Annotated in this window: 10 protein-coding genes; 4 read left to right on the forward strand and 6 right to left on the reverse strand. The window is 66.6% G+C overall.

Features of this window, described 5'->3' with window-relative positions:
• Positions 1–2: 2 nt before the first annotated feature.
• On the forward strand, positions 3–1,097 hold the full coding sequence (locus tag ACO2Q2_RS16395) for a CgeB family protein (protein ID WP_423257326.1): 1,095 nt from the start codon (positions 3–5) through the stop codon (positions 1,095–1,097).
• Complete coding sequence (locus ACO2Q2_RS16400; protein ID WP_423257327.1) at positions 1,094–1,927, forward strand: methyltransferase domain-containing protein; 834 nt, start codon at positions 1,094–1,096, stop codon at positions 1,925–1,927. The genes ACO2Q2_RS16395 and ACO2Q2_RS16400 overlap by 4 nt, the downstream gene beginning before the upstream one ends.
• Here ACO2Q2_RS16400 and ACO2Q2_RS16405 read toward each other — a convergent pair.
• The 3 genes from ACO2Q2_RS16405 to ACO2Q2_RS16415 form a co-directional block, all read right to left on the reverse strand.
• A complete protein-coding gene (locus tag ACO2Q2_RS16405; protein WP_423257328.1) occupies positions 1,909–2,337 on the reverse strand; it encodes a hypothetical protein in 429 nt (142 codons plus the stop codon). The genes ACO2Q2_RS16400 and ACO2Q2_RS16405 overlap by 19 nt on opposite strands.
• A 135-nt stretch (positions 2,338–2,472) precedes the next feature.
• A complete protein-coding gene (locus tag ACO2Q2_RS16410; protein WP_423257329.1) occupies positions 2,473–3,030 on the reverse strand; it encodes a hypothetical protein in 558 nt (185 codons plus the stop codon).
• A gap of 5 nt (positions 3,031–3,035) precedes the next feature.
• Positions 3,036–4,199, reverse strand: coding sequence for a zinc-dependent alcohol dehydrogenase (locus ACO2Q2_RS16415; RefSeq protein WP_423257330.1), 1,164 nt, complete (start codon positions 4,197–4,199; stop codon positions 3,036–3,038).
• A gap of 249 nt (positions 4,200–4,448) precedes the next feature.
• Here ACO2Q2_RS16415 and ACO2Q2_RS16420 point away from each other — a divergent pair, with 249 nt between their 5' ends.
• On the forward strand, positions 4,449–5,027 hold the full coding sequence (locus ACO2Q2_RS16420) for a DUF4142 domain-containing protein (RefSeq protein WP_423257331.1): 579 nt from the start codon (positions 4,449–4,451) through the stop codon (positions 5,025–5,027).
• A 52-nt stretch (positions 5,028–5,079) separates the two neighbouring features.
• Here the strand turns inward: ACO2Q2_RS16420 and ACO2Q2_RS16425 are convergent, their stop codons facing one another.
• The 3 genes from ACO2Q2_RS16425 to ACO2Q2_RS16435 are packed head-to-tail and all read right to left on the reverse strand — an operon-like array spanning position 5,080 to position 7,335.
• On the reverse strand, positions 5,080–5,301 hold the full coding sequence (locus ACO2Q2_RS16425; protein ID WP_423257332.1) for a hypothetical protein: 222 nt from the start codon (positions 5,299–5,301) through the stop codon (positions 5,080–5,082).
• Positions 5,302–5,333: 32 nt separating this feature from the next.
• Positions 5,334–6,122, reverse strand: coding sequence for an alpha/beta hydrolase family protein (locus ACO2Q2_RS16430; protein WP_423257333.1), 789 nt, complete (start codon positions 6,120–6,122; stop codon positions 5,334–5,336).
• Entirely contained in the window at positions 6,106–7,335 is a 1,230-nt protein-coding gene (locus ACO2Q2_RS16435; protein WP_423257334.1) for a DUF3182 family protein, read from the reverse strand. Before ACO2Q2_RS16435 ends, ACO2Q2_RS16430 begins: the two co-directional genes overlap by 17 nt.
• 210 nt (positions 7,336–7,545) lie before the next feature.
• Here ACO2Q2_RS16435 and ACO2Q2_RS16440 point away from each other — a divergent pair, with 210 nt between their 5' ends.
• On the forward strand, positions 7,546–9,921 hold the full coding sequence (locus ACO2Q2_RS16440; RefSeq protein ID WP_423257335.1) for a CheR family methyltransferase: 2,376 nt from the start codon (positions 7,546–7,548) through the stop codon (positions 9,919–9,921).
• Positions 9,922–10,042: the final 121 nt, after the last annotated feature.

The raw sequence follows: 10,042 nt of genomic DNA on the forward strand, positions 1-10,042 counted from the left end.
CCATGGATATCGTCATTCTCGGTTTGTCCATCACCTCGTCGTGGGGCAACGGCCACGCCACCACCTTCCGTGGCCTGGTGCGCGAATTGGCCGCGCTCGGCCACCGGGTTACCTTCCTCGAGCGCGACGTGCCGTGGTACGCGGCCCATCGCGACCTGCCGCATCCGCCCTACGGCCGCACCTGGCTTTATCGCGATCTCACCGATCTGCGCGTGCGCTTCCGGCCGCTGGTGGAACAGGCCGATGCGGTGATCGTGGGCTCCTACGTGCCCGACGGCATCGAGGTTGGCGAGTGGGTGCTGGAGCATGCACGCGGCCGCACCGCGTTCTACGACATCGATACGCCGCTGACGCTCGCGGCGCTGGCTCGCGGCGCCTGCGATTACCTGTCGCCGGCATTGATCCACGGCTACCAGCTGTATCTCTCCTTCACCGGTGGGCCGACCCTGCAACACCTGGAGCATGACCTGGGCGCTCCGGAGGCACACGCTCTGTACTGCTCCTTCGATCCGGCGCTGTACTACCCGCAGCCTCAGCCGACGCGCTGGGACCTGGGCTACCTGGGTACTTACAGCCCCGACCGCCAGCCGCGCCTGGAGAGCCTGCTGCTTGAGCCGGCGCGCCGTGAGCCGGCGCGCCGCTTCACCGTCGCCGGGCCGATGTATCCGGAGACCATCGCCTGGCCGGGCAACGTCGAGCGGCGCGAGCACGTGCCGCCGGACGAGCACCGCGCGTTCTACAACCAGCAGCGTTTCACCCTCAACGTCACCCGCGACGACATGATCCGCGCCGGATGGTCACCGAGCGTGCGGCTGTTCGAAGCGGCGGCGTGCGGCGTGCCGATCATCTCCGATCGCTGGGCGGGGCTGGAGGAGCTGCTCGATCCAATCCTGTTCGCCGACACGTCCGAGCAGGTGCAGGGCTACTTGCGCGACCTTGACGAGGGGACGCGCCAGGCGATCGGCGCCCGCGTCCGCGAACGGGTGATGGCCGAGCACACCGCAGCGCATCGGGCACAGCAACTGATGAACATGCTCGCCAAAGTTCCACGGCGGCAGCCGCGCCAACGGATACCGATGACGGAGACGCAACGATGAGTACCCTGCGTACGCTGCAGTCCACGGGTAACCCTGCAGGTCCGCTCACACAGCACATTCGCGCGCTCGGGCCGTGGTTCCACAACGTGCGTCTACCCGACGGCAGCCAGACCGCACCGGACCACCCGCTGGGCGATTTTCCCGCCTGCAAGTGGAATGCGCTGGCGCCGCTGCTGCCGGAGGACATGAATGGCATGGAAGTGCTGGACATCGGCTGCAATGCCGGGTTCTACAGCATTGAGCTGGCGCGCCGCGGCGCGCGCGTGATGGCGGTGGATCACGATCCGCACTACCTCGCCCAGGCTGAGTGGCTGGTGCGCCAGTTCGGGCTGTCGCGACGCATCGCGCTGGAACGCGCGGACGTCTACGATCTCGCCGGCATGCGTCGACAGTTCGACGTGGTGCTGTTCCTGGGCGTGATGTATCACCTGCGCCATCCGTTGCTCGGGCTGGAGCTGGCCGCCTCGGTGTGCCGCGACACGCTGGTGGTGCAAAGCCTGTGCATGCCCGGACCGACGGCCGGTATGCCGCTGCACGATCCGGGTTACCAGGGCCTGCCGCAGCTTACGGGCGAGGGCTGGCCGCGGATGGCGTTCGTCGAGGGGGAACTGGCCGGCGACCCCAGCAACTGGTGGATACCCAATCCCGCGGCTTTGGACGCGATGATCCGTTCCACCGGCTTCGATATTGCCGGATGTCCGGAGACCGACAGCCGCGTGTGCAAGCGCACGGCCGAAGCCGACACCGTCACGTCGTGCTTGCACAAGACGCTGGCGGCCCTGCGCTCACGCCCGGCGCAGGGCCACGGGATTCAGTCCACCGTCCAGTGATCGAGCCGATACCCGCCGCTGCGGCGGCGGGCGACCGAATGCGCCCCGATGGAGTCGATGAAGGTGTCGACGGCGTCCTCGCTCGACCCGGCCGGGCCGTGCAGTTTGCTCGCGTGCAGCGCGAGGTATTCAGTACCGGGCTCGGTACAGCGCGACAGCATGTGCGCCAGCGCGTCGATATCACGCGGCTCCAACGCATGCAGCGCATCGGCGATCACCACCAGGCCGAAGGTGCCACCGCTGGCTGCGCCATCGACGCGGGGTGTGCGCCGCAGATCGATGCCATCGCCCGTGTTTTCGCTAGCCGAGACGATACTGGCGCAGCGCTGCGCCAGCAGTTGCCGAAGCTCGCGCGGTGGCGGGCCGATCGCCAACACGCGGTCGTAGCAGGCATGACGCAGGCGCGACATCGCCTCGTGCACGCAGGCTTGTTCACTCGTGGGCAGTGTATCCGTGGCCATGGCTGGGGTCTCGTGGGGAGAACAGTTGAGCACCTTGAATGCGGCCGCATGGTCGTGGTGTGAGCTGAGCGTGGTGCGGTCCGCTCACGTCCAGTAGCGTCGAAGTCCGCGCCACAGCTCCTGCATGTAGGGCAGCAGTTCCAGCCAGACGATCGCCGCCAGCAGGCAGCCCAGGTAAGCCGGAGGCAACGGCGGATTTTTCCACTGCAGGGCGAACTGCGCCGGCTCAGTGCCAAGGCCGATCAGCGCGAGCAGCGCGTCGCTGTGGCGCACTGCCATCAGCAGGATGCCCATCAGCGGGATCATCTCCAGGAAGCTATGCACGTGTTGCTCCACCGGGCCGACCCAGCGCGTGCGCGTGGCATAGCTCACGTCCCACAGCGCGGTCGCTTCGTGCGCGAAAAAAGCCACGATCGCCAGCACAAACCAGCCGCTGTTGACCTCAAGCAGCAACGCGGCCAGCAGCGGCACTCCGACCTCGGCGAACATCAGCAGGTGCAACAGCGACTCCTTCGGTCCGCTGGTGCTGGCCAAGCAGGCACGCCGATGGCACAGCCAGTCGGCGAAGCCGGCGACCAGCCACAGCGGCACGAGCACGTACAGCAGCAGCGGCTCGGTGAGGTCGACGTCCTCGCGCGTCACAGCGGTCAGGGCGTCAGGACTACTTTGCGGCACTCGTCCTGCATCGCTTCAAACATCTCGTAGCCGCGTGCCGCGTCGGCCAGCTTCATGCGATGGGAGATGATCACTTCCGGTTGCAGCTCACCGTTCTCCACGTGCTCCAGCAGGCGGGGCAGGTAGCGCTGCACGTGCGTCTGCCCCATGCTGAAGCGCAGGCCCTTGTCGAACGCGTCGCCCAGCATGAATGCATGCAGATAGCCGGCGTAGACGCCGGGAATAGACACGCTGCCGCCGCGGCGCGTCACCGCGATGCACTGGCGCAGGCTGGCGCCGCTGCTGGTTTCCACCTTCAGCGCGGTTAGCGCCGTCTCGGTGGCGCTGCCCTTGGCCTCGAAGCCCACCGCGTCGATGGACGCATCTACCCCGCGGCCGCCGGTGAGTTCGAGAATGCGCTCGCTGGGTTCGCATTCGGAGAAATCTATCGGCTCGATGCCGTAGGCCTGCTGGGCGAAGGCCAGCCGGTAGTCCGCCTGGTCGATCATGAAGATGCGCTCGGCACCCAGCAGGCGCGCCGACGCCGCGGTCATCATGCCGACCGGACCGGCTCCGAAGATGGCGACCGTGGAGCCGCGGCCGACACCGGCCGATTCCACCGCCTGGTAACCAGTCGGCAGGATGTCGCTGAGAAACAGCACGCGTTCATCGCTGAGGCTGCCGGGCACCGGAAACGGCCCCACATTCGCCTTGGGCACGCGCACCAGCTCGGCCTGCCCACCGGGCACACCACCATACAGGTGCGAGTAGCCGAACAGCGCCGCCGGCGGCGTGATGTGCTTGCGCTGCATCAGCAGCGAGCCGCGGTCCGGGTTGGTCGTCTCGCAGGCGGCGTATTGCTGCTGAGCGCAAAAAAAGCAGTCGCCGCAGGCGATGACGAACGGGATCACCACGCGATCGCCTTTCTTCACCCGGGCCACGCCGGGGCCGCACTCTTCGACCACACCCATGAACTCGTGGCCGAGGATGTCGCCGTCCTGCATGGCGGGAATCTTGCCCCGGTACAGGTGCAGGTCCGAGCCACAGATCGCCGTTGCGGTGACCCGCAGCACGATGTCGTCCGGCTGCTGCAGTCCCGGATCGGGCACGTTTTCGACGCGGACATCCCGCCGACCGTGATAGGTGAGCGCAAGCATGGACCACTCCAGGTAGGACGTCGCGGCAGGCGACGGATGCCCGGCAACGCTAAGGTTGCCATTGCGACGATGCAGTCAACCGACGATGAAGAATCGACCACGCACGCAGCACGTGCCCGACATGGATGAGCCCGTTGACCGCACGCCACCACCCACTTCGCATGCGGTGACGGATAGTGGCGATGGCGTGGCTGCCGATGGCCGCGCTTTCCTCTTCGTCGCCCCCGGCGGCCCCCGCAGGAGTCCACCATGTCATCCATTCGACTGTCTCTCGCCTGTCTTCCGCTGCTGTTGCCGATGGCATCCATCGCCCAATCCACCGCCCCCGCGACGCCACCCGGCAACATGCCGGCACCGCCGGACCGCTCGCAGCCGCTGTCGACGATGCGGCAGCCGCTTTCCGGCGAGGATTTCACCTTTGCCCGCAAGGCCAGCGAGGACAACGCCAAGGAGATCGCGCTGGGCAAGATCGCCACCGACAACGGTCACTCTGACGCCACGCGCCAATTCGGGCAGCGCCTCGTGCAGGACCACAGCAAGGCGAACCAGCAGCTGAAGGCGCTGGCCCAGCGCAAGGGCCTGGATCTCTCGCCGCCGTCGCAGGATCAGGGCGAGACCGCGCAGAAGTTCCGTCAGATGCAGGGAGCAGACTTCGATCGCGCGTTCGCCGACTACATGGTCAAGGACCACCAGGAGGGCATCGAGCTCTATCGCAAGGAAGCCAGCCAGGGGCGCGACGCCGACCTGCGCTCCTTCGCCCGCGATACACTGCCGGTGCTGGAGACCCACCTGCAGAACGCGCAGTCGCTGCAGAATGCCGGCCACTGACGCCGAGTGCTGACCGCGGGCGTAGTCTCCCGCGGCGTTGCGGGGCGCAGTCTCACGACTCGTCCCGCAGCACCTTCTCCACCTCCGAACGGCGTAGGCTTTCGTAGGTGTGCTGGCCGCCATCGGTCATCGTGTCGGCAAACATGCGCGCGGCGTTTGGCCCGGGCTCGAGGCCGAGCGCGTGCAGCCAGGCGTGGTAGCCCTGCTTCACCAGATGGGCGACGGCGCGGGTGATGGCCACCAGTTCCCGAGGCAGGTGGGGCTTGATCAGCATGGGCAGGTTTCGATTGGCGGCGTGACGATACGTCAAACTACTTCGGGTTCTTCCACTGCCTGTGGCGGTGCATTACGGCCCAGCGCGGCGGAGTCCAGCAGCTGGGCGCTGATCCACTCGATCAGGATCGCTGCGTAGGCGCGCTGACTGTCATGGTCGGAGAGCGCGTGGTTTGCGTTGGCGATCATCCGGTAGTTAAGCGACCGGGCCACCCGAAATGCGCGCCGATAACTGGTGAGGGTGGGGCGCGGCACGATGGTGTCGCGTTCGGACTCGACGATCAGCACATCGCCCGGGAAACACGCGCAGGCCCGCAGCGCCCGGTTGGCCTCCGGCGCAATCACAGTGCGGCGGTAATGCGGCAGGTCCTGCAGTCTGGCCAGCTGCTGCTTGGGCGCGTCCCAGTCGCGGTCGCGGTACAGCGCCGGCGCACGCAACGCCAACCACGCAACAGGACGTATGGCGGTGAGCAGCGCGGCCAGATACCCACCGTAACTGCTGCCGATGACGGCGATTGCCGACTCTTTCACCTGCGGGTGGGCGGCGAGAAAGTCGTAGGCGGCGGTGACGTCGTCTAGATTCTCCTGCCGTGTCACGTCCTGCCGGCGTGCGCTGGTGGCGCTGTGCCCGGTGAGGTCGAAGGTGAGGCAGACGCAACCCAGCGCGGTGAGCGGGTGGGCCACCTCCAGGTATTGCTGTCGATTGCCGCCCCAGCCGTGCACCATCAGCACGCCGGGGCGCAGTGCGGCCGGAACCAGCAAGGTGCCGGCCACCTCACCGTCGCGCATGTGCAGACGAAGCCGGTCACCATCCAATGACATCGTCCATCACCTGCACGTATTTCAGTTGCGGTTCGTTCGGGTCTGCCGAGGCCGCGCCGCGCCGATAGATGACCCAGGCGCCGGGTGGTGGTGGACTGTCGTCGTAGCACTCCACCGTGCGCACGGCCGCTCGCGTGCGGCGCGGATCTTCCGCCAGCAGCCGCACCGCCTCGATCTCCGCGCCGCTCGCGCCACCGATCCGCCACGACTGCTCCAGCACGCCCGAACGCGGGGCACCGTTGACCGTGGTGCCGACGATCACGTCGTAGTTGGCGCGCGAGATGAGCAGCCCCGGGAAGTGGCGCTGCGCGCTGCGGTGGAAATGCCAGGCCTGGGTGATCGCCAGGCGTACTCGTTGCGGCAGCCTGGCCTCCTGCAGCACGTTCATGCCGCCGCGCACGCAAAACAGTTCCGAGCCCGCATAGGCGCTGGTGCCGCAGGGCAGGGTGAGGTTTTGCTGGACGCCGCAATAGCTCATGCGCATGCCGGCTAGATGCACCTGGCCGACGCTCAGTGTGCTGTACGACTGCAACTGCGGCTCCACCAGCACGCCCTGGCTCAGGGTGGCTGGATCGAGCCGATCCAGTTGTTCGCGCAGCGCCGCGTGATCGGCCACCACGTGCTGCAAACGTCCGCCCGAACCCAATGCCTCCTTCAGCCGCACCGGCCCGGTCTGCAGCAGGCGCCGCGCCGCGGCGGCCAGACCCTCGCGGTCGAAGGCGGTGAAACCCTCCAGCACCACCGGGCGCACCTGTTCGGCGAACGCGTCGTTCCACCCTGCAGGCACCGCGGCATCGGCCGATATGCGCGGGTGGACGATCGCCTTGCTGGCAACGAACGCGTGCGGCACCACGCCACCGAACAGGTGATGGCGCTGGTGGATCCGCCAGCGGTCAGCTGTGCCGCGCTCGATGGTGTCGTGCGGCACCACGTATACCGAGCGCCCGGGCTGGCTGCCGGCCAGATCGCGATCGCCGACGAACTCCATCTGCATCAGCTGAGCGATGCGCTCGGCCAGGCAACGGTAGGCGACGTGGCGATGGTTCGCCGGCTGGCCTACGGCGTCGACGAGAAAGCACAGCAGCCGGCGTCGATGACCGTGCTGCGCCGGATAGGAGGCAGCGGCGGAGAGTGTCGTGGCATCGGGATGGTGGGCGGCCCCGCGCGGCGGCGACGATATGTTCCACCTGGGCCAGCGGCTGGGCGTGAGCATCGCAGCTCCTCGACGTAGGGCAGTGCAGGATCGGCGGCACCCGATCAAGCCGCGGTGCGGACCTCGTCAACCAGCTCATCCACAAGCTGAGGGCGCTTCCGCCATGGCCGATTCAGTAGCCAGCGCGATACCATCGGGGCTTCGTCCTCGATGGCACCCCGCGGCGTGGCGCCTGCAGGGCGTACGTGCAGCAACCGATGCGAGCGGCCCATGTCCTCCGATCCTGAAGAAACCGGCAAGCTGGTCGCCAGTCATCTCGATTTCCCGGTGGTGGGCATCGGCGCCTCCACCGGCGGCATCGCCGCGGTGGAGCGCCTGCTGCAGGAGTTCCCGAAGAACCCGGGCATGGCTTTCGTGGTGGTGCTGCACCTGTCGTCGCGGCACGAGAGCCAGGTGGACAAGATCCTCCAGCGCAACGTGAAAATGCCGGTGCTGCAGGTGCGCTCGCCGGTGCCGCTGGAAAAGAACCACGTGTACGTGATCTCGCCGCGCCAGCAGCTGTCGATGGACGATGGCTATCTGCGCTTGACCGAGGCGGTACGTCCGCGGGGGCGCCAGGTGGCAATCGACTTCTTCTTTCGCACGCTGGCCCAGGTGCATCGGGGTCGTGCCGTGGCCGTGGTGCTTTCCGGTACCGGCGCGGACGGCGCCTCCGGCCTGGCGCGGGTGCGCGAGTTCGGCGGCATCACGTTTGCGCAGAGCCCGGACGACGCCGAGTTCGGCGAGATGCCGCGTGCCGCCATCGCCACGGGCGTGGTCGATGCGGTGCTGCCGGCGCCGGAAATGGCCGCGCGCATGCTGGCCCTGGCAAACAACGCGCGACGGATCCAGCTGCCGGCGAACGACGGGGAAATGGCTCCCGCCGGACACGAGGCGCAGCGGACGGCCGATCAACTCGCCCTTGTCGCGGTGCAGGAGATCCTCGCGATACTGCGCAGCCACACCGGTCACGATTTTCGACATTACAAGCGCGCCACCATCCTGCGTCGGATCGAGCGGCGCATGCAGGTCAACAATATCGACGACCTGCCGGCCTATCGGGATTTTCTGGATGCGACACCATTGGAGCGCCCGGCGCTGCTGCAGGATCTGCTGATCAGTGTCACCAATTTCTTCCGCGATCGTGAGGCGTTCGAGGCGCTGGAAAAGCTGGTGATCCCGCAGTTGTTCCTGGACAGGGACAGCGCCGCCACGGTGCGTGCCTGGTCGGCAGGCTGCGCCACCGGCGAAGAGGCCTATTCACTGGCAATCATGCTCAGCGAGGAAGCCTCCAAAAACCGCCTGATGCCGGGCGTGCAGGTGTTTGCCACCGACATCGACGCTGCGGCGATCAACCAGGCTCGCGTGGCGGTGTATTCCGCAGCCATCACTTCGGACGTGCCGGCGCCCCACATCAATCGCTATTTCGTCAAGGAAGGTGGCGATCATCTGCGGGTGCAGAAGGGCGTGCGCGAGCGAGTGCTGTTCGCCCACCACAACATCCTGCGCGATCCGCCGTTCTCCAAGCTCGACCTGATCGCCTGCCGCAACCTGCTGATCTACCTCAACCGCGAAGTGCAGCGCGACGTGCTGGAGATCTTCCACTTCGCCCTACGGCCAGGCGGTTTCCTATTCCTGGGAAGTTCCGAATCGGCGGATGCCGCGCCGGGCCTGTTCAGCGTGGTCGATAAGAAACACCGCATCTATCGCGCCACGGAAGTAGCCCGCAGCATTTCGCGCATTGGTACCGCGGCTACGCCGGGGGGCGGGCCTCGTCAGCTCGAGCAGCGCGGTTTGGCCGCATGCAAGCAGAACAGCAAACTGGCCGATTTCCATCTGCAGCTGCTGGGACATTTCGCACCGCCGAGCATCCTGCTGGGTAGCGGCTGCACGATCCTGCACATGACCCACTCTGCGGCGCCATATCTGCGGCACGTAGGTGGCGCGCCTTCGGCGGACCTGCAGGCCTTGATCGTGCCGGAGCTTCAGCTGGCTCTGTGCACCACCGTTTTCCGGGCGGCCCAGGAGGGACGGCTGGTGGAATCGCAGCCGGCAATGCTGATGCGCGACAGCCATCGTTATCAGGTCGTGCTGTCGGTGCGTCCAGTAACCATGCCGGACACTGAGATGGTCCTGTTCCTGGTGATGTTCCACGAGGTGGAGGACACGTCGGGCTCGCCGCTGTTGCACATATCGGCGGACGATCCGCTGGTGCTGCAACTGGAAGACGAGCTGCGGCGTACGCGCGAGCAGCTGCAGATGACGGTGGAGCAGTCCGAAACGTCGAGCGATGAGCTGAAGGCCTCCAATGAGGAGCTGCAGTCGATCAACGAGGAGTTGCGCTCGGCTACGGAAGAGCTGGAGACCAGCAAGGAAGAGCTCCAGTCGATGAACGAGGAGTTGATCGCCGTCAATTACGAGCTGAAGGTGAAAGTGGAGGAGACCAGCAAGGTCAATGACGACCTGCAGAACCTGATTGCCTCTACCGACATCGCTACGGTGTTTATCGACCGAGGTATGTGTATCAAGCGTTACACGCCGCGGGCCGCGGACGTGTTCAGTATCATCCCGTCGGACATCGGCCGTTCCCTGATGGATATCACCTGATTCCGTGACGCGCTCCGAGCATAGCGCGCCGACCACCATCGAGCGCCTGATTCGCGCCGGAGTTGGCGATGTGCACGACACGTTGAGCCGTTGGGTTGCGCAGTGTGCGCAAAAAGTCGTC

The sequence above is a fragment of the Dyella sp. KRB-257 genome, assembly GCF_049445995.1.
Classification (GTDB): Bacteria; Pseudomonadota; Gammaproteobacteria; order Xanthomonadales; family Rhodanobacteraceae; genus Dyella_A.

Bases quoted from the DNA above. Each gene is read 5' to 3' on its own strand.
- ACO2Q2_RS16395 (WP_423257326.1), top strand. From the start codon at position 3: ATGGATATCGTCATTCTCGGTTTGTCCATCACCTCGTCGTGGGGCAAC.
- ACO2Q2_RS16400 (WP_423257327.1), top strand. From the start codon at position 1,094: ATGAGTACCCTGCGTACGCTGCAGTCCACGGGTAACCCTGCAGGTCCG.
- ACO2Q2_RS16425 (WP_423257332.1), bottom strand. From the start codon at position 5,301: ATGCTGATCAAGCCCCACCTGCCTCGGGAACTGGTGGCCATCACCCGC.
- ACO2Q2_RS16415 (WP_423257330.1), bottom strand. From the start codon at position 4,199: ATGCTTGCGCTCACCTATCACGGTCGGCGGGATGTCCGCGTCGAAAAC.
- ACO2Q2_RS16430 (WP_423257333.1), bottom strand. From the start codon at position 6,122: ATGTCATTGGATGGTGACCGGCTTCGTCTGCACATGCGCGACGGTGAG.
- ACO2Q2_RS16405 (WP_423257328.1), bottom strand. From the start codon at position 2,337: ATGTCGCGCCTGCGTCATGCCTGCTACGACCGCGTGTTGGCGATCGGC.
- ACO2Q2_RS16420 (WP_423257331.1), top strand. From the start codon at position 4,449: ATGTCATCCATTCGACTGTCTCTCGCCTGTCTTCCGCTGCTGTTGCCG.
- ACO2Q2_RS16440 (WP_423257335.1), top strand. From the start codon at position 7,546: ATGTCCTCCGATCCTGAAGAAACCGGCAAGCTGGTCGCCAGTCATCTC.
- ACO2Q2_RS16435 (WP_423257334.1), bottom strand. From the start codon at position 7,335: ATGCTCACGCCCAGCCGCTGGCCCAGGTGGAACATATCGTCGCCGCCG.